The following is a 22,491-nucleotide window of genomic DNA, read 5'->3' on the forward strand; positions in this document are numbered from 1 at the left end:
GTCTCACTTCCCATAATTATAGTGTTTTAAGAACAAATAATATAGTTGAAAGGATGTAATCTAAATGTTAATGGATGTAATTCATTTATTATTAAATAATTCGAGTAACATTGATCAAAAAGAATTGATATATATGTTATCTGCAGATGAAATTAAAGTAATTACTGATGCTCTGAAATCGCTTGAAAGCGTGAATACTTCTATTCTACCGGCTTCAAGTTCGTGGGCTTCAAAATAATGACTAAACTTTAATGTTAAGTAGTAAATTTTTGTGTTTATTTGAGATATCTAAAGAAGATATACAATCCTTAAACTTCTTAAGATATATTTGCTCAACAACATGACAATATGTTATTGCACCACCATTCATAATACAAAGTAGTAATTCTTGAAGTTCGCTATCAAGCAATTCCTCAAAAGATTTATTATTGTTATAATATTCCTTTAATAATGAAAATTTTGGATCTTGTATATGTAGATAATATAAAATAGGAAGTGTCTTCTTTTTATCTTTGATATCATTTTTATGTATCGAATAAGATAAATCATTTACATCATTTCTTATTTGTGCAATAACTCCGAGATAATAGGAGTATTCTTTTATTTTTTCAAATGTTGATGGACATACATTTCCGGCACCAAGTAAATTTGCTAACAAGATGAGAGATCCTGATTTCAATGCAGTCATGTCAAAATACTCTTGTTCAGTAATAGTGTCATTAATTAAATCAGTGTGCTGCCCATTAATTGCATCAAGCATTAATGGATAAATAAAGATGTTAAAGAATTTTTTTACATCACTGGAACAATTGATATAATGTATTCTTTGGAGAGCTATAAATAAATACCCGAGTAGAATATTTAAATTATAACTAAGGGGTTTATTACTCCAAGGATTACATGGGGCATCATTATCCTGAATATCATCCAAAATATCGGCAGATAAAAGTATAAGTTCTACAATAGTTTGGATTTCTATTAATTCGCTTTTATTATGTACGTTTCTAAAAATATTGTAGTGTATTTCAGTTAATTTTGAGAAACTTAAAGGTTGTTTAAATTTAAATTGTATATACTTAATTGCAGTATCTTGTAATTGCTGGTTGAAAAAAGACTCAATAATCCAATTATATGCACAATCCATAATTTCTTGTTGGGAAGTAGTGTTCATTTTTTTCTCCTTTTTTTTAAAATGTCTGTAAGTAATGGAATGTATTTTTTACAATATTAGTAATTATGTGAGTATATTACAGTATAGCATGTTTTTTTATAAATAGTTAAGATGTTTTAAATATTAGATAGGTCTTTACAAATCCTCTTTAATAATTTTTTTAAGATAACACATTTGTAATAGTTTCTTTTTATTTAGTAATTCCTTTTTTGATTATTGAAAAAAGGATTTCCTTTTTTTAGTTTCATCATTAATTGAAAATGATAGGAGTGGAGGATTGACGACTCCTTTGGAATCACCCTGAAGTGAGATAATTAGAGGAAAGAGTTCAAAAATCTAAAAGCATATATTCCAGTATTGAGTGATGCCTTTGCATCGAATTCCTATTACAGCAGGAAACTAATCGGTCGCTCTCAGAAAAGTGACTGTCGGAGTGGTAATAATCATGATGAACGTTATGGTGATGGATCCTTTAAAAAGAAATATTGTAATTGACAATTTCTGAAAAATTAGCTAATATTGATAACAACTAAATGGAAAGTAGGTGATGTGACATGATGAATAGATCTGTAATTAGCGAACTGCAATTCGGTTTGTTCAATTTCACACGCCTAAAATATACAAAGTGACGCCGTGCTATAACTCGGGGTATTTGTGTATCTTTTAAACGTGCCTGTGAAACCTTGTAACTGCCGAATTGCAGCTACAAGGTTTTTTTATCGTAGTTAGGGTTATTGCGATATGGCCTTTTGCGGATGAAATCGATTTTCGCTGAGGCATCATTGATAAGCACGTTTAGGAGGAAAATAAATTGAATTTAACAACATTGGGTTTTACAACATATTTTGAAGAGCAAATGATAGAAATGAAAAAGCAGGCTAAATTAAAAAATTGTGTGCCTGCAAGGGTTACTTTAGAGCATAAGCATTCTTATCGCGTGTTAGCTGAAGAGGGAGAATGGCTGGCGACAATAGCTGGTCATTATGCGTATACCTCTTTAACTCGGGAGGACTATCCAGCAGTTGGTGATTGGGTGCTAGTGGAGAAAATGCCTGGTGAGGAACGAGCAATCATTCATCAGCTATTCCAAAGAAAATCTGTATTTTCACGTAAAGTTGCAGGAACGGAAATTCAAGAACAGATTGTCGCATCAAATGTCGATATCGTATTACTTGTTATGAGTTTGAACGCTGATTTTAATATTCGACGTTTGGAGAGATATTTAGTGGCTGCTTGGGATTCAGGGGCAAAGCCTATTATTGTCCTGACAAAAGCTGATTTGTGCGAGGATGTTTCGAGCTTAGTGCAAGAGGTGGAATCTGTAGCCTTTGGTGTAGAGATTTTTGTAACGAGTGCTCTATCTGGTGAAGGTCTAGAGGAAATTCAAACGTTATTTACAGAGGGCGTCACAGGGGCATTATTGGGGTCTTCGGGAGCAGGAAAATCCACATTAACAAATGCTTTATGTGGTGAAGTACTGATGAAAGTGGCGGGAATTCGTGAGGATGATGCGAAGGGACGTCATACAACGACCCATCGAGAGCTAGTAGTATTGCCTGCTGGTGGCTGTCTAATCGATACGCCAGGGATGCGTGAGCTTCAACTATGGGATCAAGGTGACAGTTTAGCTTCAAGCTTTCAAGATATTGAGGAACTAGCAACAGCTTGTCGTTATCGTGATTGTACACATCAAAAAGAGCCGTATTGTGCTGTCCAGCAAGCTATTGTAGATGGGGACTTAGATCAATATCGACTACAAAGCTATTTTAAGCTACAAAGAGAATTGGCTTATATGGAGCGCAAAACAAATACACAAGCAAAACTTGAGGAGCAACGCAAGTGGAAGCAAATAGCTAAGGGAATGAAAAAGGGGAAAAAATAATCATTGGGAGCACAGCCATGACAATTCAAAACATAAATCATCTACTGTTTTCAGTTTCTAATTTAGACGAATCCATCACATTTTATGAAAAAGTATTCGATGCCAAGCTGCTAGTAAAGGGGAACAGCACAGCCTATTTTGATGTAAATGGGCTGTGGCTTGCTCTTAATGTAGAAAAGGATATACCACGTAATGACATCCATCAGTCCTATACACATATTGCCTTCACAATCGCTGAGGATGACTTTGATATGATGTATGACAAATTGGAGCAACTAAAGGTCAATATTTTAGCAGGTCGACAAAGAGATGAGAAGGACAAAAAATCGATTTACTTTACGGATCCTGATGGTCATAAATTTGAATTTCATACAGGAACTTTGCAGGATCGTTTGGATTATTATAAGCGAGAAAAGCCACATATGACGTTTTTTGGTAACTAATTAAGGAGGGATTCTATGAATAAAGCGTTTATTTTTGATATGGATGGAACATTATTTCAAACCAATCTTATTTTAGAGCCTGCGCTTGATGCAACATTTGATGTGCTACGGACAAATGGCCTGTGGCAGGGAGAAACACCAATAGAAAAATATAGAGAAATAATGGGGGTTCCTTTACCTGTTGTGTGGGAAACATTATGTCCTATGCATACGCTAGAGATACGAGAAAAGAGCAATGTATTATTTCATGTAAAGCTGGTTGAGCAAATACGTGGACATAAAGGCGCATTGTATCCACATGCTGAACAAACCCTTGCAACATTGTCAGAGAAATATCCGTTATACATAGCGAGTAATGGACAGGTCGACTATTTACAAGCAATCGTTGAAACCTATCAGTTGGAGCGTTTTATAAAGGGAATCTATAGTATTCAAGCTATTGCAAGTGGGCATAAATCAGATCTGGTCAAAAGCGTTGTAGATGAAAATAAAATTGATTACGGAGCAGTGGTAGGAGATCGTTCTTCGGATATCCAAGCTGCACAGGACAATCAATTACTAGCGATAGGTGTACGCTTTGATTTTGCACAGGACAAGGAATTAGAAAAAGCAGATATAGTAATTGATGATTTAACTGCATTGGTAAATGTTACATTAGATTAACCTAAGAAAGTGTATCAAAATAAGGGATGATTTAGCGACAAACATTGCATTTCCTCACAAGAAGGCGTAAAATAATGCCAATCCTATAGAAAAAGCATTGAGAAGGAAAAGTAAATTGGATGAGCATTTTGTAGAGAGCCTCTGTTGGTGGAAATGAGGTAAATGAACCCTTTTGAAAATGACCTTTGAGCTTCGTACCGAAAGCTTTTTAGCCAGTAGATTACGACGAGAGGGGCACTCGTTACAACAGCGGCAGTATCTCTCTTTTTGAATGAAGACGTACTGATAGAGGCAAATAGTGTGAGCTATTTGTAAATATAGGTGGTAACACGGGTATACTCGTCCTAATCAGATTTGATTAGGGCGATTTTTTTTACCATTTTTTCTGTGAGGGGAGCAATTTAGAATGACGATTATTATTGGAGGCGCTTGGCCGTATGCAAATGGCTCTTTGCATTTAGGGCATGTTGCCGCATTATTACCAGGTGATATTTTGGCTAGATATTACCGACAAAAAGGTGAGCAGGTTTTATATGTATCAGGCAGTGATTGTAATGGTACACCCATTTCTATACGTGCCGCACAAGAGAATACAACGACAGAGGCTATAGCTAATCACTATCATGAGGAGTTTACTAGATGCTTTCAAGATTTAGGATTTACCTATGATTTGTACACAAGAACGGATGCGGAGCACCACCATGAATCCGTTAAGTCCCTTTTCTTACAGCTACTGGCTAATAATTTCTTATACAAAAAGAAAATTGAACAGGCTTACTGTGAGACGGATAATCAATTCCTACCAGATCGATTTGTCGAGGGTCTTTGTCCAAATTGTGGAGCGAAAGCAAGGGGAGATCAATGTGATAACTGCTCAGAAATTTTAGACCCTTTGGATTTAATTGATAAGCGCTGCAAAATTTGTGGGAACGAACCTGTTATTCGGGAAACTGAGCACTTTTATTTTACCTTTAGTCAATTTCAAGGAAGGTTGGAGTCTTATTTAGCACAAGCAAAAGTCGAGAAACGTTGGCGTGACAATGCTTTAGGGTTAACAGAGCGATACTTGGCAGAGGGAGTTCCCGACCGAGCAGTAACAAGAGATTTACCGAATGGCATAGATGTTCCAGTGCCAGGTTTTGAAGGGAAAAAAATATATGTATGGATTGAAGCTGTAGCAGGGTACTTAACAGCAAGCTTGGAATGGGCAAAAGAGCATCAAATAGCTATTGAAGATTTATGGAATGAAGAGACTATTTCATACTATGTACATGGGAAGGATAATATTCCATTCCATACAGTTATTTGGCCAGCCATTTTAATGGGAATTGGATCTAAGGCAGTACCTACCCATATCGTATCCAATGAGTATTTAACATTAGAAAAGCGCAAATTATCTACTAGTCAGAATTGGGCTGTATGGGTTCCTTATATTTTAAGTCGTTATGATGCGGACTCTATTCGCTACTTCTTAACGATGAATGCGCCAGAAAATCGTGATACTGATTTTTCATGGCGGGAATTTATTTATAGCCATAATGGCGAACTACTCGGAGCCTATGGTAATTTTGTAAACCGTACATTGAAGTTTATTGAGAAATCATTTGCTTGTCAGGTGCCACAAGCTGAGGTGGATAGCGACATTCGAAAACAAACCGTACAATTGTTTAATGAAGCGGGCGTTCTTATCGAAGGTGGTCATTTCAAACAGGCGTTAGAATCCATCTTTGAGTATATTCGAGGAGCTAATCGTTATTTTGATGAACAACAGCCATGGCTACAGGTAAAAGAAAACGTAGAGGCAGGTAATCGTACATTAGCAACTTGCGTCTATATCATTGCGAATTTAGGACAGCTGCTGCATCCTTTCTTACCGTTTTCAGCAAAGAAAGTAAGAAATATGTTAGGTATAAATGAAATGATGTGGCATGAGCAAGTAGATCTGCCTAAATTAATTCAAGAGGTGACGCCATTGTTTGAACGTCTTGATATCGAACGAATCGATGAGGAATATCAAAAACTAGTTAGGGATAGTCACTAGGATTGAAAAAGCAGTATGGCTCGCGCGCCATACTGCTTTGCTATTTACGTTTAATTCATAACAGGTGTTAATTTTGTCACTACAATGCTATTGATTGCATTAATATAGGCTAAGGCACTTGCCTTTAGAATATCTGTATCTGCTGCTTTTGCAATATACTTTTCGCCTTCGTGTTCAATCGTAATTTTTACTTTACCTAAAGCCTCTTTGCCTCGTGAAACACTATTGATATTATATTCCACTAGTTTTACATCCATATTTGTAATTTCTGCAATGGCTGAATACAGGGCATCAATTGGGCCAGAGCCTACTGCACTAGCTTTAAATACTTCACCGCCTTTACGAACCTTAACACTTGCAGAAGGAAAGCTTGTATTACTGACGACTTGTAGATCATCGAAATCAAAGAATTGTTCACTATAATGTGTAGCATTTTTATTATTGGCATCATGCTTTTCATAATAACTTTCAACAATAACGTATAAGTCGTGATCGTAAACTTCTTTCTTCGCATCGGCTAGCTTTAAGAATCCTTCAAAAATACCCTCAAATTCCTCTGTAGAAAGATTAGTAAACCCTAATTTTTCAAGAGCGTTTTTTACTGCATGGCGACCAGAGCGAGCTGTTAGTACTAGCTCCATATCATCAAGACCTACATCCTCAGGGTGAACGATTTCATAAGCATCACGTGATTTTAACAAACCATCTTGATGAATACCAGAAGAATGGGCAAATGCATTATCTCCTGTAATGGCTTTATTGACCTGTACATCTAAGCCCATAAAGCTAGAAACAAGACGTGAAGTATTCATAATCTCTTTTGTATTAATACGTGTTTCGGCATTGTAGACGGAGCTACGAGTTTTAAGTGCCATGACAACTTCTTCTAATGCAGCATTACCTGCACGTTCGCCGATACCATTGATTGTACACTCTACCTTATCCGCACCATTTTTAATTGCAGCTAGCGTATTAGCCGTTGCCATTCCAAGATCATTGTGACAATGAACACTTAAAAGAACGCTATCATCTAAGTTTTTCATACGGTCGTTTAATTTAAAAATCATTTCTCCAAATTCCTCTGGCTCTGCAAAGCCTACCGTATCAGGAACGTTAATCATTGTTGCGCCAGCTCTCATAACAGCCTCAATTGTTTTCCAAAGATATTCAAAGTCAGAACGAGATGCATCCTCTGTGGAATATTGAACTTGCGGCAAGAATGTTTTAGCGTATTTCACAGCATCTACGCCAATTTGTAAAATTTGATCTTTTGACTTGCTGAATTTTTTCTCCACATGAATATCAGAGGTTCCTAGTACCATGTGAATCATCGGGTTTTGAGCATACTTCACAGCATTATAGACAGCATCGATGTCAGCCTTTACAGCACGTGCTAATGCTGTAATCATAATGTCGTTTGTATTGCCAACCCTTTCAGCTACAGCTTTGACAGCATCAAAATCACCTTGAGAGGAAGCGGGGAATCCAGCCTCGATAATATCGACACCCAATTTTTTCAGCTGCTGTGCGATCTCTACTTTTTCATAAAGATTTAGCTTTGCTCCAGGCACCTGTTCGCCATCACGTAAAGTTGTATCAAACACCCAAATTTTTCTTCCCATTTTCAAACACTCCTTTTTAGTGATTAGTATCTAAAATCTACACTTAGGCCAATAAGTCATTAAAAAATAAAAAACCCGTCTCTATTTAAAAATAGAGACGAGTTTATGCTCGCGGTACCACTCTAATTGACCTTTTCTTTATAGAAAAAGTCCCCTTATCGACAGCTATCACTGTCTATCCTGTTAACGGGGGAAACCGACATCCCTTACTAAAAAGTTCAGGGAGTAGCTCTTGGACGAGTTCAAAATGTGTGCCTACCGATTTACACCAACCATCGGCTCTCTACAAGTACACAACCACTTTTACTATTTCCAATCTTGGCCTGCAATGTGTTGTTGAAAGCTATATTACTTGGATATTAACTTCATGTCAATAATATTCTAAAAATTTATTTAATTCTGTCTTAAGTATTAACTACCTTATTAAAAATTTGATATTTAGTGAAATGTAGTTGAAGCACTAATAAATGTATTTTTCTGGGAGATAATGATATGGAGAGTTAGCCTATGAAAGGTAGGAAAATTTGTCTTTGATTTAGATGGTACTATTTGTTTTAAAGGTAAGCCATTAAGTGAAGAGATCACAAATGCTTTGAAGGCATGTAGACGGCTTGGACATGAAGTCATTTTTGCCTCAGACAGACCGATACGGGATCTACTATCTGTATTACCGGAATCGATGCGAAAATATCCAATGGTAGGTGGGAATGGTGCATTTACTGCTCATGATGGTGAAGCAATTGAGGTAACAGCATTTACTACAGAAGTAGCTGAGGCCATTCGCCAGGTTATCACAACTTTTCAATTACCATATCTAGTAGATAGTCATTGGGATTATGCTTATACAGGTAGTGAGGATCATCCATTTTACAAAAATATAGACTCTTTAAAAGCAGCTAAAAAGGTAGCCTTAGAGGATATTAGAGACATAGTGAAAGTTGTTTTATTTCCTGGAGATTATCTTGATGCTGTATTATCTGAGCTACAAAAGCTTCCTGTTTGTCTATATGAGCATACATCAGAAAATATTGTGGATATAAGCCCTTATGGCATCGACAAGTGGAATGGCTTATCTAAATTGGGTGTTGAGGCAGGGAAGTTTATCGCCTTTGGCAACGATGCAAACGATGCTTCCATGTTTTTGAAAGCTAAGGAAAGTGTCTGTGTAGGAGGGCATCAGGTTCGTGAAATGGCCTCTTTACAGGTTGTGAGCGAGGAAGCAGCTGTAATTGAGATGCTTGAGATGTTTAGCGAAAAGTACAGCGGAAACATAGCAAATAGAAATACATAAAACATGAAAAAGCTGCTCATTTTCTAGAGACTATAAGCCTAAAGAAAACGAGCAGTCTTTTATTCTACCTTAAAGCGAGAGACTTGCGTGTGAAGTTCTTCTGCCATATTTGAAAGTGTTGCAGCTGAAGCTGCTACTTCTTCGATAGTAGCTAATTGTTCCTCGGAAGCAGATGCAACATTTTGTAAATTAGATGAGGACATTTGGGCAATAGTTGCAATTTCATCAAAGGAAGCATAGATTTGCTCTGCACTAGAGGACATTTCCTCTGAAACAGTCGTTGCTTCTTGGATTTGCATGGATACTTGCTCAATCAGCTCAACAATCTTAGAGAAACCTTCTTCTGCTACCTTCACTACTTGCATTCCAATTTGAACCTCTTGCGTTCCAGTATCCATTACCGTAACAGCACGGTTTGTATCCTGCTGTATTTCAGAAATCAAGGTAGCGATTTGCTCAGCAGATTTTTTTGATTGCTCTGCTAACTTTTTCACTTCATCTGCTACGACTGCAAAGCCGCGTCCATGATCGCCTGCACGGGCTGCTTCAATTGCAGCATTAAGTGCTAATAAATTTGTTTGTTCTGCAATATCAGTAATAATACCAATGATATTGCCAATTTCAATGGAGTGCCCGTCTAGATTTTTAACAACACTTGCTGACTCTAAAACAGCCGTGTTGATTGTTGTCATCTGAGAGATAACACGATGTAATGAATCATTCCCTTTCTTAGCCTCTGAATTTGTTTCGATTGCCAGTTCAGAAACAGCAGCAGTAGTAGAAGCTAATTGTTGGATACCCTTTGTCATGTTTTTCATTGCTTCTGAGCTTTCAGTTGCGTTTTTCCCTTGAGCCTCTGAGCCACTAGCAACCTCTTGAATAGAAGAAGTGATTTGTTCTGTAGCCTGGATAGTTTGCTCTGCACTAGCTGTTAACTCAGCAGCAGAACCACTTACTTGTACAGTGTTTTGGCGAACATTCGTAATTAAATCCTTTAAATTTGTAGCCATTTGATTAAACGCAAGCGCTAAATCACCCACTTCATCACGATTCTTTATACGAATTTGTTCAGCTGTTAAGTCACCCTCAGCTATTTTTTTCGCAGCCTTAGCCATACCGTTAATTGGACGAGACATTAGACTACCAACCACCATAGCAATTATCAGACTTATGACAACTGCAAAGACCCCAAGAAGCATCATTTGGAGCTTGATATCTTGAATTTGATTGGATGTAGCAGCCATTTTACCTTCTACATATTCATTTTGATAATTAGAAAGGTTTTCAACACGTTCATCGAATTGTTTAATAATTAAGCGTCCTTGAGTACTATCCAATTTTTCGTACTTCTCTGTTTCGCCAGCAGCTTTTAACTCAAACATACGATCTGCAAATTCTTGAACATTTTGCTCACTTTTATTAATAGCTTCAAGCAGCTTAATTGATTTTTCTGAATCTAAAGTAGCCATTAATTCTTCTGATTTTTGTTTGAATTCTTCGCGTGAGGCTTGATTACTTTGAAAGTTTTGTTTGTCTCCAAGTAGTAGGTAACCTCGCATGCTGACAATTTCCTGTTTTGCAATCACCCGTAATTCCTGAATACTTATAGATTTAGTAGTTTGTTCCTCCAGTAATGTACGATATGTCTTATTTACAGAATCAAGCTGTTTTATATTTAAGCCGATTGTTGTAACGAGTACTAAAATAACTATAAAAAAACCGAGTAATAATTTCTTGTAGATAGTAAATCGCATAGTTGAAATATCCTTTCTCAGTAATTAGTAGAAATGTTACAAAATAATGAAATATGTATATATATCATTTATATCAGATTATATGGATTTTACAAAGTATTATGAGTATTTCTACTGTAATTAGTAGTTTGAAAATGGGTATTCTTAATATATGAAGTAATAAAAAAAGTAGATTTTATAGCTATAATGCTACTAATAATAGGGATAGTTAATGGTGCATGTTGAATATTAAGTCAATTTTCATAAATTTTGAAACTTTAATAGTAGTCATTACGTAGAAGCAGTAAAGGAAAAGAACAGGGGTGGAGAAAATGTATAGGCCAATTTTAAAGTTACCTAAAACGAAATCAGAAAAGATATGGGACTATATTGGTGGTAGTATATTTATTTTATCCATCTTTTATATTATATTGGCATGGGGTAAGTTGCCTGATGAAATACCTGGTCATTTTAATGGGATGGGTGAGGTTGATCGCTGGGGTTCAAAAATTGAATTATTTATTCTTCCATTCATCGGTTTATTTTTATGGATTGTAATGGGGCTGCTAGAAAAAGCACCTAATATGCATAATTATCCGTCACGTTTGAATGAAAGTAATGTAAAAGCATTTTATTTGAATAGCAGAAAAATACTAAATCAGGTGAAAAATATCTGCCTCATTTTATTTGCCTTTATATCGATTCAGATGGTTCGGATTGGTCTTGGTGAGGTAAATTCATTAGGCTGGTGGTTCCTACCCATTGTATTGATAGTTGTATTGATCCCAATTATTAAAGGGTTTATAACAAGCTCCAAAATAAAATAGAAACTCAAGCGCTTAGGATATCCTTAAGCGTTTTATTTTTGTGAAAAAATTTTTTAATGTGTGTCACAAATGGCTGTTGATTTCAGTTATATAGGCGAGGAAGGGAAGATGTAAAACATTTCTCCAAGTAACTTGTTGACATTCAATAATATTTTTAAGATTTTTTATCTAGTGTCACAAACTTCTATTAATTTCAGTTATATAGATTGGAAAGGGGGGAACAACTTTGACGGCACTAAATCAATCAAAAGAGCGAACTGATATAGATATTCAATCCATTGTGGAGCAAGTTCAATCAGGTGACACACGTGCCTATGCAGAAATCATTCGTTGTTTTCAAAAGCAAATTTATATTTATTGTTACTATATGCTAGGAACCAAAGAGGAGGCGGAGGATGCCTCACAAGATATTTTTATTAAAGGATTAGAAAATATTCATAACTTTTCTTATACGGTTTCCTTATCGGCATGGCTTTATAAAATTGCCCATCATCATTGTATTGATGTCATAAAAGCCAAAAATAGGGGCTATAAATTTTGGCTAAATATGAAGCAAGAACAGGTGAAGCAGACGCAAGCTCCGATACCTGAATATGATGAAATGGTGCATAGGCTATTGGAAAACTTACATGTAGATGAAAAAAGGATTTTATTACTTCGTTCTATTGAAGAGTATAGCTTTGATGAAATTGCTGCCATTATGGATATGAAAGCAGCCACAGTAAGAAAAAAGTATGAACGATTACGTAAAAAATTGATGAAGGAAAATATGTTAGGAGGGGATATTTATGGACACTCGTTCAAGATTGGAGGTTAAGGAGTTAACTCAGATAGAAAGGTTTATTCGGGAAACACCTGTGGAAGTGGATTTAGTAAATCGGACAATGAACAAATATGAAAGCAGCCGTGATACAAAGCCGTCCAAAAAATTTAAAACTCGTAAGAACTTACGTCCAAGAGTCATGATGATTACCGTCTCCGCAGCAATGATTTTTAGTTTGATTATTGTTACAGGTTTAATTTCACCAACCATGGCTGCGACGATGAAAGAAGTGCCTTTATTATCATCTGTTTTTAAATTTACAGGGGATCTTGGTTTACACGCCGCAGATGAAAAGGGACTCTCAACAAAATTGAATATAAGCGCTACGCATGAAGGCTTTACATTAAATGTAACAGAAGTAGTGTATGATGGTACACGTGTTGCAATTGGGATCGAACGCCATGATAAAGAAGGTGAAAATGCCAAAGAAAATTTATCAGAGCAAATCAGTAATATTGAATTTTTACTAAATGGTGAACCATTGAATCACACCAATTTTAGTAGTGTTTTTGAACAACCAAGTAAGGATAAGAATTCCGTAATTCTTGAATTTGCAGATTTGAAAAACCAAGGTGGAAGTCCTTTTCCAAAGCAATTTAATTTGACATTATCTGCTACAATAACTGGGATCTCTGAACCTTTTAAAATGGATATTCCAGTGAGTGATATTGGTAACTATGTAAACCTACAACCTAATATAAGTAGAAAGTACAAGAATAATCAGTTTACTATTGAACAAATTATGCTAACTCCTATTACAACTAGTATTACGACAAGAATAGCCTTGCTTGATAAATCAACTTCTGTAGATTTCCGGGAAGGAATAAGTATCGAAGTTTATGATGAACAAGGGCATGAACTAAAACTAATTCATGGCAATGGTAGACGTGAGACAAATAAAGGAAATAGCGATCTCATTATGGATTTACGGTTACATCCATTTGAAACCTTACCAAAAGCTATTACGATCAAACCATATATCCATCTTTATAATGACTACCCAAAAGGAACATATCAAGAGAATGAAAACGGTGACCCGATCATTCAATACATTTCAGAGCTAGAAATAACAATACCAATTAACTCAAAAGAATAAAAAAGTAAGGAAAGTGAGGTAAAGCTCACTTTCTTTACTTTTTAGTACTTCAAACTATCCTCCTATTTAAAAATAATAAAGTACAAAGTAGTGCACCGCTAGATTTATAAGCTTGAACTACAGCATCCCCTACATTGACGGACAACTCTCTCCTTTCGAAATTGCTCAATGACGACCCTTCAACGCGATGCTAGAGCCAACAAATGTGTTAATATGTTGATCTTGAGTGCTGATAGATCCATCCGCAGGCACAAAAGTAACTGTAACTTTAAACTCATCAGTTGAGTTGATTGATTCTTCTAAAGCTGATGCAGGAACCTCGTATGTAGTTCCTACTGCAATTGTTTCTAATTCAGAAGCGATAGCATTGCTATTGAATTCACCACCGACAATAGTTGTAGCTAAGGCTACAGAAGCTAACTTCCAAAATATTTATTCGATTCACTTCCTCTTTTGATTTAATTTCCAATAAATGTTTTATAGCAAAATGTAGCAAAGTGAGTAATACATAAAATAAAGTTAACTTTTTAATAGAGAGAATAATGAAAGCATTAATAAAGTAAACTTTTTTATAACACGTTTTGTTGTAGTTTTTGTTGCCTTTATTTAAAGTAGTTTGTAAGGCTACAAAGATGATTACATTTTATGTATGTTCCAATCGATGAAAAAGTTTTTCGTAAGCTTTACAATAAAGAAAATGTATTGTTAACAGAAATAAAGGAGAATAGAAGATGACGGTAACTTTAGTGAGACACGATATCAAATATGCCGAGGCTATGCATGCGTTGTCTTCTATGCCACAGGTTCGAGATGCCCTTGGCTTACCTGCTGGCAAGGTAGAAGACACGATTCATTTTATTAAGCGTGAACGTATAGATGAAGAAGAAGGTAAGACCGTTCCTCGCGTGATTTTAGATGAGGAGGGGCAAGTCATTGGTGTGACATCATTAATGTTTATTGATCGTCATAAAAAGAGCTGTCATATCGGCTCTTGGCTTGGCTATCAATTTTGGGGAAAGGGCTATAATCTTGAAGCAAAAAAGGCTATCTTAGATATTGCTTTTTTTGAACTAGGATTATTACGTGTATTTGCAGGAGCACGGAAGGTTAATATCCGTTCACAAAAAGCCCAAGAAAAACTACCTTTTGTTCGATTAGGGGTGGAAAAAGATTATCCTGAGGAGCATTCGTGGTTAGAAGTGAAGGAAAAGCAACCATGTGTGTTAAATGTTTTTGAACGAGAAGACTATGTCCGTTATCGAACATCCCTAGAAAAGGTAGAAGGAAACCGAGAAGCTTTTTTACCCCAGCTTTTATTAGCGGATGAAAGTGAGGTAGCGGTTCGGAAATATTTAGATAAGGGTACATTATATAAAATTAATTGTGGAGAACTGCTAGTGGGAGTGGCATTGGTCATTCCTCAATCTGACACTACAATTGAATTGAAGAATATTGCTATTGAAACCAAGTATCAAGGGAAGGGAATAGGCAAAGAGATATTACGACAACTTACTGAAAAGTGCCGTAAGGAAGGCTATCAGGTAGTATTGGTTGGAACGGCGAACTCTAGTATTGATAATATCGCTTTTTATCAAAAAGCAGGCTTTCGCATGGAGGCTATTGAAAAGGATTTCTTCCGTCATTACCCAGAACCAATTTATGAAAATGGTATTCGTGCATTGGATATGATTTTCTTTACAAAGCAATTATAAGCAAACTTCATAAAAAAATACCCGTTCAACAAAGGTTGAGCGGGTATTTTTATTTACCGAGCAGTAGAGCCATTAATTTTTCCTTGGAATGAAGGAAGTCGTCCAAGGTGTATTGATCTAACACGTTCAAATAGGCTTGCAAAGCTTCATACAGCACACCTTTTAGCTGACATTCAGGAGCTATTTTACATAGGTTATTTTCTTTATCGAAACATTCTACAAGATGAAAATCCTCTTCTGTATGACGCACAATTTCACCAATAGTAATGGTTTTTGGATCGATGGCTAGGCGAATACCACCACCCCGTCCACGAATAGTTTCAATATAGCCTAATAACCCGAGCTGGTGTGTCACCTTCATTAAATGGTTTTTCGATATATTATAAGCATCTGAGATCTCTTGAATAGTTGATAATTGACCATCTTCCTTTGCGCCTAAATAAATAAGTGTGCGCAGAGAGTAGTCCGTGTATAAAGTTAAGCGCATCCGAACACCCTACTTTCTATAATTCATAATAATTATAGCATTTTTACATTGAAGTATAATATCTTCAACCTATTTTTAAAGATGTATTTAGAATACATCAAATATGTCTATTTTGTTAAAGATGTATTTTATATATTGCTTTAAGAGAATGAAAGCGTTATATTGTAATCACGAAAGGATGGTAAGCGATATGTTAAAACAAGAAACAATTCAAATTATTAAAGCAACAGTACCTGTATTAGAAGTTCACGGTGTTGAAATCACAAAGACGTTTTACAAAAATATGTTTCAAGCTCATCCAGAATTACTAAATATTTTTAATCACACGAACCAAGAACAAGGTCGTCAGCAAACAGCATTAGCTAATACTGTTTACGCTGCAGCAGTTCATATTGAAAACTTAGAAGCAATTTTACCAGCAGTAATGCTTATTGCACATAAACACCGTAGTTTAGGAATTTTACCTGAACATTACCCAATCGTGGGTGAAAACTTATTAAAAGCGATTAAAGAAGTACTTGGTGATGCAGCAACAGATGATATTATTGGTGCATGGGCTGAGGCATATGGCGTTATCGCAGATATTTTCATTCAAGTAGAAGAAGAGTTATACCAAAAAACGGAGAACAATGGTGGATGGCGTCTATTTAAACCATTAAAAGTGGCGAAAAAAGTTGTGGAAAGTGACTTAGTAACTTCTATTTATTTTGTAAACGAAGATGGATCACCGCTACCAACTTATGAACCAGGTCAATACATCTCTATCCGAGTGAAAGTGCCAGGAGAAGAGTATTTAATGAACCGCCAATACACACTTTCTCAAGCAAGTGCAGAAGATGGCTATCGTATTTCGGTGAAACGAGAAAGCGATCATACGCCAAATGGTAAAGTGTCGAATTATATTCACGATCACTTACAGGTTGGAGATTTAGTGGATGTAAGTGCCCCAGCTGGATTATTTGTGTTAGAAGAAACGGATGCGCCAATTACATTTGTGAGTGGTGGTATCGGTGTAACACCTTTAAACAGTATGCTGCAATCTTTAAATGATAATGCAGTGAATGAAGTGAACTTTATCCAATGTGCTCGTAATGAGAAAGTTGTAGCGTTTAGTGATGACATTCAAGAGAAAGTAAATGTATTACCAAATGCATCCTATACAGCTTTATACTCTGATGAAGACAAGCTTATTACAAAAGAATTATTAGCTGAAAAAGTAGCTGATAATGCAGATGTTTATGTATGTGGCCCTGTAGGCTTTATGGAAGCGGTTATTAAAAATTTACAGGAAATTGGCGTGAAAGATGAGAAGATTCACTATGAATTCTTTGGACCAGCCATGCAATTAGCTAAATAAAAATGATTTCCCTGCTATGAGTAATAACTCGTAGCAGGGTTTTTTTATTGAAATAATAAGGAAGCAGATGGATGGGGTTAAAGAAATGAGGAGAAACATTGTGCCCCTGAATTTTAGCCCTATAAAAAAGTTTGAAGCTTTCATATTGACAATATACCTACAGGGGTATAATATGAATCTCGTAAGGAAGTTCACTCAACCGTTTTGAAAGGGGGCGTAACAGAATGGCATATGGCCCAAACACTGCAAATCGTGTGAAACGTATGGAAGGTCAAATGCGCGGTATTTTACGCATGATGGAAGAAGGTGAAAGCTGTAAAGATGTGATTACACAGCTATCTGCCGTGCGTTCTGCTGTTGATCGGACGATTGGTGTCATTGTAAGTGAAAATTTATTAGATTGTGTATCGACTGCTAAAGGTAATGCTGAAAAAATGAATGCTGCTATCCAGGAAGCAATGGATTTGGTCGTGAAAAGTCGATAACTAAGATATACCCATAATCGTATAAAAGGGAGGACTGATCCTATGGAAATATGGATTATTATTGTGCTTGTCGCAGCCTTTTTCTTTTGGCGAATGAAGCCAGCGAAGGGCGTTCGATCAATTTCTACAGCCCAATTAAAAGATATGCTGAATGATAAGGATAAGATATTTATCGATGTACGTACGCCTGCTGAGTATAAAGGTCGGCATATCTCGCAATTTAAAAATGTTCCGCTTGGATCGAGCTTTGAAAACCTACCGAAGGATAAAGAGATCATAGTTATTTGTCAGAGTGGCATGCGAAGTAGTCAGGCTTGTAAGCAACTGAAAAAGCAAGGCTTTGAGCGTGTTTCCAATGTTCGTGGTGGAATGAGTGCATACTAGGAGGAGAAAAAATGAAAGAAATTACAGCCAAAGAAGTTCAGCAAACGATGGAGCAAGGAGAGAAGCTGAATCTTATTGATGTGCGAGAGGTAGATGAAGTGGAGGCTGGTCACATCCCAGGCGTTATTCATATCCCGCTAGGTTTATTAGAGTTTCGATTACATGAATTAAATAAGAGAGAGTCGTATATTATGGTTTGTCGATCAGGTGGACGAAGTGCTCGAGCTACTCAAATATTAGAAAGTAATGGTTTTAATGTAACTAACATGACTGGTGGTATGTTAGCTTGGGAGGGTAAAGTACAGTTATAGATTATTGCTATATTTTTTTGAGTAAAATAATACCCTTGTAGGTATGTGGAGGTTGAGGAAATTATGAAGGCGGATTTTCAGCTAGATGCCAAGGGTCTTTCTTGCCCAATGCCGATTGTGAAAACAAAAAAAGCGATGGCTGATTTAGTAGATGGTCAAATTTTAGAAGTAGCTGCGACAGATAAAGGGTCAAAAGCTGATATTGCAGCATGGGCTGAAACAGTAGGTCATCAGTATATTGGTACTTTAGAAGATGATGGTGTACTGAAACATTATATTCGTAAATGTACAAACGACCAAATAGAAGAAATGACGTTTGATCAAACAATTGATTTAGAGCAAATCACAAGTCGTAAAGGATTAATTCTTGATGTACGTGAGGAAACAGAATTCGCTTTTGGGCATATTGCGGGAGCAAAATCGATACCAATGGGCGAACTGGAGACGCGACTTTCTGAGCTTGATAAAGAGCAGGAGATATATGTTATTTGTCGTACTGGAAAACGCAGTGACATGGCTGCGCAAAAGCTGGCTTCACATGGTTTTACGAAAGTATTTAACGTACTACCAGGTATGACATCCTGGTCAGGCGATTTAACAAAAAACATTTAAATTGGAGGAATTTTATTATGTCGAACAAAGTAGCAATTATTGCAAGTAACGGTGGTTTATTTGATGCGTATAAGGTGTTTAATATCGCAACTGCAGCAGCAGCTTCTGAGAAAGAGGTAGCGATCTTCTTTACATTTGAAGGTTTGAATTTAATTCATAAGCAAGGTATGCATGCATTACCAATGCCAGCTGGAGCAGAACATTATGCTGAAGGTTTTACAAAAGCAAATGTGCCAGCTATCCCTCAACTAGTAGAGATGGCACAAGAATTAGGTGTGAAATTTATTGCTTGCCAGATGACAATGGATGTAATGAGTTTAACTACTGAAGATTTCATTGAGGGTATTGAAGTGGGAGGAGCCGTAACGTTCCTAGAATTCGCGAAAGACGCAGCACCGTCACTTACATTCTAGTGTCCTAAAAGCGGAGAGGATACCCCTCTCCGCTATAAAAAACATAAATATAATACCAATGGGGGTAAAAGAGATGTCAATTCAAAAATGGAGTGCGTCACAAGTAGCTAAAAAGGTTATTCATAATGAGGAATTATTTATTTTAGATGTTCGTAATGCGGATGCATTCGAAGATTGGAAAATCGACGGACATCGCTTTGAGTATTTAAATATACCTTATTTTGAACTGTTAGATGGTATTGATAATATTTTACCAAATATCCCAACTGATAAAGAAGTTTTAGTCGTTTGTGCAAAAGAAGGATCGTCTTTAATGGTCGCTGAAATGTTAGCTGAGGCAGGTATTGAGGTTGCCTATTTAGCAGGAGGTATGAAATCCTGGAGCGAATATTTAGAGCCAGTCAAAATAGGAGATTTAACAGGCGGTGGTGAGCTTTACCAGTTTGTTCGTTTAGGAAAGGGTTGTCTGTCTTATATGGTCCTTTCTGAAGGTGAAGCAGCTATTATTGATGCTGTACGTTTTACAGATGTGTTTATAAATTTTGCAGAACATAAAAATGTCCAAATTAAACATGTTTTTGATACACACTTACATGCTGATCACATTTCAGGTGGGCGCCATATTGCAGAGATGACAGGCGCAACCTATTATTTGCCACCTAAGGACGCTGAGGAAGTTGTGTTCCACTATACACCATTAGTTGATGGCACGACTGTTCAAATCGGTGCATCAAAAATAGATGTAGGGGCGATCTATTCTCCTGGTCATACGATAGGCTCTACTTCATTTGTTGTTGACAGCAAATATTTATTAACAGGAGATATTTTATTTATCGATTCAATCGGACGTCCTGATTTAGCTGGCCTTGCTGATGACTGGGTTGGAGATTTACGAGACACGCTTTACAAGCGTTATCGAGAATTGTCTGATGAACTTATTGTCTTACCGGCACATTTTATGATTATTGATGAGCTGAATGAAGATGGAACGGTTGCGAAACGACTAGGGGATTTATTTGTACAAAACCATGGATTAAATATTCAAGATGAAGAAGAATTTAGACGTGTGGTAACAGATGAATTACCTCCACAGCCAAATGCTTATCAGGAAATTCGTCAGGTGAATATGGGGAAAATAACACCTGGGTTAGATGAGCAAACAGAAATGGAAATTGGACCAAATCGCTGTGCAGTACGATAAAACATGCTAAAGTGCAATGAGTATGCCTGTAAATTTCGGGAATTGAAGGCGCATGAAGATATAAAACAAGATGAACCGGCAAAATCGCTTACAACCTTTGCCGAGTAGAAGGAGATTATGATGAAATCAAGTATACAACTAGATGCAAAAGGCCTTTCTTGTCCAATGCCTATTGTGAAGACAAAAAAAGCAATAGATACCCTAAAGCCTGGGGAAGTTTTAGAAGTTCAGGTGACAGATAAAGGAGCTTTAGCGGATATTCCTGCTTGGGCAAAAGCTGGAGGTCATATCATTTTAGATCAATCTGAAGAGGCTGGCGTCATTACATTTTTCATTCAGAAAGCATAGGGCTGATTGAGGGTTGTCTATTACAGTAGAACAACCCTTCTTTCCTTTTATTGAATACAGCCAGAAAGAAGGAAAAATAAATGGATATTGCATGGATCTTAACCATTTTACTTATTGGTTTTCTCGGTTCATTTGTATCGGGGATGTTAGGTATTGGCGGTGCCATCATTAATTTCCCAATGCTACTGTATATACCGCCATTACTAGGGTTTGCGGCCTTTTCGGCACATGAGGTGTCAGGGATAAGTGCGATTCAGGTGCTTTTTGCTGCTCTTTCAGGTGTTTGGGTCTATCGCAAAGGTGGGTATTTAAATAAATCACTCATTATTTATATGGGGAGCGCCATATTAACGGGAAGCTTTGTAGGTAGCTTCGGTTCGAAATTTTTATCAGAGTCGGGTATTAACATTGTCTATGGAATTCTTGCATTAATTGCAGCTGTGATGATGTTCATTCCGAAAAAGCAAATTGATGATAAACCAATGCAGGCTGTTACATTTAATAAACCATTGGCGGTCCTATTAGCTTTCGTTGTTGGTATCGGTTCCGGGATTGTGGGGGCAGCTGGTGGATTTTTATTAGTACCAATCATGCTTGTGGTCTTAGGAATTCCTACTCGTATGACTATTGCGTCAAGCCTTGCTATTACGTTTATCTCCTCAATAGGAGGTACCATTGGTAAATTAATGACTGGGCAAGTAGAATATTATCCAGCGCTCATCTTGATTGTATCTAGTCTAATAGCTGCTCCTCTAGGTGCGAGAATAGGGGGCAAGTTAAATACAAAATTCCTACAAATTATTTTAGCGGTTCTTATATTAGCAACAGCTATTAAAATTTGGATGGATATATTATAAAGGGGATATGGTAATGAAAATTGAAGTCTTCTCTGATTTTACATGTCCATTTTGTTATATTGGTAAGCAAGAACTTGAACGGGCGATTGACATCGCAGGCTATACAGGATTAGTGGAAATAGAATATAAAGCATTTCAAATAAGCCCAGATACCCCGAAAGTGAATGCACCATCTTTTTATGAGGCGTTGGCTAAAAAATATGATGTTACGCTTGAAGAAGCGGAAGAAATGGTTGAGGGTATAGCTATGAGAGCAGCCGAAGTTGGTTTACATTATAATTTTGCTAAGATGAAAACGGCACATACAGAAAAGGCGCATCGTTTAGCTAAATGGACGCAGCAATTTGGTAAAGCGACAGCATATACTGAATTACTAATGGCTGGTTATTTTAAAGATGGTGAAGATTTAAATAAAGATGAATTCTTATTAAAAGTTATTGCGCAATTAGATTTGGATAGAGAAGCTGCGGAGGGAATATTAGCTTCAACTGATTTTAGTGAAGAGCTAGACAAGGATCGCTATGAAGCACAGCAACTTGGCGTGCGAAGTGTACCGTTCTTTGTATTTGAAAACCGTTATGGTATTAAAGGGGCTGAGCCGAATGAAGTGTTTGTGCGGACTTTGCATCAAGCTGCGGAAATAGCTGGTATTCAGCCAACGATAATGATAAATGGTAATGGAGAATCGGCATGTGCTGATGGACAGTGTAAACTATAAGACGTAAGAGGTGT

The 22,491-nt window shown here is 36.7% G+C and carries 24 protein-coding genes, 1 pseudogene and 2 other annotated features; of the genes and pseudogenes, 21 read left to right on the forward strand and 4 right to left on the reverse strand.

Features of this window, described 5'->3' with window-relative positions; all coding sequences use genetic code 11:
• The first annotated feature begins 64 nt into the window (after positions 1–64).
• Positions 65–238, forward strand: a complete 174-nt coding sequence (locus V1L66_RS02180) for a hypothetical protein (RefSeq protein ID WP_004231821.1) — start codon at positions 65–67, stop codon at positions 236–238.
• Positions 239–241: 3 nt separating this feature from the next.
• On the opposite strand, the gene V1L66_RS02185 is transcribed toward V1L66_RS02180, so the two are convergent.
• Entirely contained in the window at positions 242–1,171 is a 930-nt protein-coding gene (locus tag V1L66_RS02185; RefSeq protein WP_312123920.1) for a polyprenyl synthetase family protein, read from the reverse strand.
• A gap of 811 nt (positions 1,172–1,982) precedes the next feature.
• Here V1L66_RS02185 and rsgA point away from each other — a divergent pair.
• The 4 genes from rsgA to metG all read left to right on the forward strand — a co-directional run bounded on the left by rsgA (position 1,983) and on the right by metG (position 6,200).
• Positions 1,983–3,053: a ribosome small subunit-dependent GTPase A gene (gene rsgA, locus V1L66_RS02190; RefSeq protein WP_333004703.1), complete on the forward strand. Its 1,071-nt coding sequence runs from the start codon at positions 1,983–1,985 to the stop codon at positions 3,051–3,053.
• Positions 3,054–3,070: 17 nt separating this feature from the next.
• Complete coding sequence (fosM, locus tag V1L66_RS02195) at positions 3,071–3,496, forward strand: FosM family fosfomycin resistance protein (RefSeq protein WP_333004704.1); 426 nt, start codon at positions 3,071–3,073, stop codon at positions 3,494–3,496.
• Between the two features lie 15 nt (positions 3,497–3,511).
• Positions 3,512–4,159, forward strand: a complete 648-nt coding sequence (locus tag V1L66_RS02200; protein ID WP_333004705.1) for an HAD hydrolase-like protein — start codon at positions 3,512–3,514, stop codon at positions 4,157–4,159.
• Between the two features lie 88 nt (positions 4,160–4,247).
• Positions 4,248–4,509 (forward strand) — a binding site (T-box leader).
• Positions 4,510–4,565: 56 nt separating this feature from the next.
• The gene (gene metG, locus V1L66_RS02205) at positions 4,566–6,200 is read left to right on the forward strand and encodes a methionine--tRNA ligase (RefSeq protein ID WP_333004706.1); all 1,635 of its coding nucleotides are present in this window, start codon (positions 4,566–4,568) and stop codon (positions 6,198–6,200) included.
• 50 nt (positions 6,201–6,250) lie between these two features.
• Here metG and V1L66_RS02210 read toward each other — a convergent pair whose 3' ends face one another.
• A complete protein-coding gene (locus V1L66_RS02210; RefSeq protein WP_258858850.1) occupies positions 6,251–7,822 on the reverse strand; it encodes a 2-isopropylmalate synthase in 1,572 nt (523 codons plus the stop codon).
• Positions 7,823–7,912: 90 nt separating this feature from the next.
• Positions 7,913–8,151: a binding site (T-box leader), on the reverse strand.
• 191 nt (positions 8,152–8,342) lie between these two features.
• Here V1L66_RS02210 and V1L66_RS02215 point away from each other — a divergent pair.
• Positions 8,343–9,113 (forward strand): annotated as a pseudogene (locus tag V1L66_RS02215) (HAD-IIB family hydrolase); the annotation flags it as partial.
• Positions 9,114–9,172: 59 nt separating this feature from the next.
• Here the strand turns inward: V1L66_RS02215 and V1L66_RS02220 are convergent.
• Positions 9,173–10,867, reverse strand: a complete 1,695-nt coding sequence (locus V1L66_RS02220) for a methyl-accepting chemotaxis protein (RefSeq protein WP_036079514.1) — start codon at positions 10,865–10,867, stop codon at positions 9,173–9,175.
• A gap of 311 nt (positions 10,868–11,178) precedes the next feature.
• On the opposite strand from V1L66_RS02220, the gene V1L66_RS02225 reads away from it, so the two are divergent.
• The 5 genes from V1L66_RS02225 (at position 11,179) to V1L66_RS02245 (ending at position 15,304) form a co-directional block, all read left to right on the forward strand.
• Positions 11,179–11,673: a DUF1648 domain-containing protein gene (locus V1L66_RS02225; protein ID WP_333004707.1), complete on the forward strand. Its 495-nt coding sequence runs from the start codon at positions 11,179–11,181 to the stop codon at positions 11,671–11,673.
• 226 nt (positions 11,674–11,899) lie between these two features.
• A complete protein-coding gene (locus V1L66_RS02230) occupies positions 11,900–12,490 on the forward strand; it encodes an RNA polymerase sigma factor (protein ID WP_312123926.1) in 591 nt (196 codons plus the stop codon).
• Entirely contained in the window at positions 12,462–13,592 is a 1,131-nt protein-coding gene (locus tag V1L66_RS02235) for a DUF4179 domain-containing protein (protein WP_036079507.1), read from the forward strand. The genes V1L66_RS02230 and V1L66_RS02235 overlap by 29 nt, the downstream gene beginning before the upstream one ends.
• 226 nt (positions 13,593–13,818) lie before the next feature.
• Positions 13,819–14,049, forward strand: coding sequence for a hypothetical protein (locus V1L66_RS02240; RefSeq protein WP_333004709.1), 231 nt, complete (start codon positions 13,819–13,821; stop codon positions 14,047–14,049).
• Between the two features lie 274 nt (positions 14,050–14,323).
• A complete protein-coding gene (locus V1L66_RS02245; protein ID WP_312123929.1) occupies positions 14,324–15,304 on the forward strand; it encodes a GNAT family N-acetyltransferase in 981 nt (326 codons plus the stop codon).
• 49 nt (positions 15,305–15,353) lie between these two features.
• Here V1L66_RS02245 and V1L66_RS02250 read toward each other — a convergent pair whose 3' ends face one another.
• A complete protein-coding gene (locus V1L66_RS02250; protein ID WP_004231845.1) occupies positions 15,354–15,791 on the reverse strand; it encodes an Rrf2 family transcriptional regulator in 438 nt (145 codons plus the stop codon).
• Positions 15,792–15,981: 190 nt separating this feature from the next.
• On the opposite strand from V1L66_RS02250, the gene hmpA reads away from it, so the two are divergent.
• The 10 genes from hmpA to V1L66_RS02300 all read left to right on the forward strand — a co-directional run bounded on the left by hmpA (position 15,982) and on the right by V1L66_RS02300 (position 22,477).
• The gene (gene hmpA, locus V1L66_RS02255) at positions 15,982–17,148 is read left to right on the forward strand and encodes an NO-inducible flavohemoprotein (RefSeq protein WP_016992894.1); all 1,167 of its coding nucleotides are present in this window, start codon (positions 15,982–15,984) and stop codon (positions 17,146–17,148) included.
• A 224-nt stretch (positions 17,149–17,372) separates the two neighbouring features.
• On the forward strand, positions 17,373–17,633 hold the full coding sequence (locus tag V1L66_RS02260; RefSeq protein ID WP_333004710.1) for a metal-sensitive transcriptional regulator: 261 nt from the start codon (positions 17,373–17,375) through the stop codon (positions 17,631–17,633).
• Between the two features lie 42 nt (positions 17,634–17,675).
• Positions 17,676–18,017: a rhodanese-like domain-containing protein gene (locus tag V1L66_RS02265; protein ID WP_036079498.1), complete on the forward strand. Its 342-nt coding sequence runs from the start codon at positions 17,676–17,678 to the stop codon at positions 18,015–18,017.
• Positions 18,018–18,028: 11 nt separating this feature from the next.
• Positions 18,029–18,328, forward strand: coding sequence for a rhodanese-like domain-containing protein (locus V1L66_RS02270; protein ID WP_016992897.1), 300 nt, complete (start codon positions 18,029–18,031; stop codon positions 18,326–18,328).
• A gap of 63 nt (positions 18,329–18,391) precedes the next feature.
• The gene (locus V1L66_RS02275; protein ID WP_312123930.1) at positions 18,392–18,940 is read left to right on the forward strand and encodes a sulfurtransferase TusA family protein; all 549 of its coding nucleotides are present in this window, start codon (positions 18,392–18,394) and stop codon (positions 18,938–18,940) included.
• Between the two features lie 17 nt (positions 18,941–18,957).
• Positions 18,958–19,353 carry a DsrE/DsrF/DrsH-like family protein gene (locus V1L66_RS02280; RefSeq protein ID WP_016992899.1) on the forward strand — a complete coding sequence of 132 codons (396 nt, stop codon included), beginning with the start codon at positions 18,958–18,960 and terminating at the stop codon, positions 19,351–19,353.
• A 73-nt stretch (positions 19,354–19,426) separates the two neighbouring features.
• Positions 19,427–20,554 (forward strand): MBL fold metallo-hydrolase, encoded by a 1,128-nt coding sequence (locus tag V1L66_RS02285; protein WP_333004711.1) that lies wholly within the window; start codon positions 19,427–19,429, stop codon positions 20,552–20,554.
• Between the two features lie 117 nt (positions 20,555–20,671).
• The gene (locus V1L66_RS02290; RefSeq protein WP_258859870.1) at positions 20,672–20,902 is read left to right on the forward strand and encodes a sulfurtransferase TusA family protein; all 231 of its coding nucleotides are present in this window, start codon (positions 20,672–20,674) and stop codon (positions 20,900–20,902) included.
• A gap of 80 nt (positions 20,903–20,982) precedes the next feature.
• Positions 20,983–21,759, forward strand: coding sequence for a sulfite exporter TauE/SafE family protein (locus tag V1L66_RS02295; RefSeq protein WP_036079489.1), 777 nt, complete (start codon positions 20,983–20,985; stop codon positions 21,757–21,759).
• Positions 21,760–21,772: 13 nt separating this feature from the next.
• Entirely contained in the window at positions 21,773–22,477 is a 705-nt protein-coding gene (locus V1L66_RS02300; protein WP_258859871.1) for a DsbA family protein, read from the forward strand.
• Positions 22,478–22,491: the final 14 nt, after the last annotated feature.

Source organism: Lysinibacillus sp. IITD104, from assembly GCF_036698265.2.
GTDB lineage: Bacteria > Bacillota > Bacilli > Bacillales_A > Planococcaceae > Lysinibacillus > Lysinibacillus boronitolerans.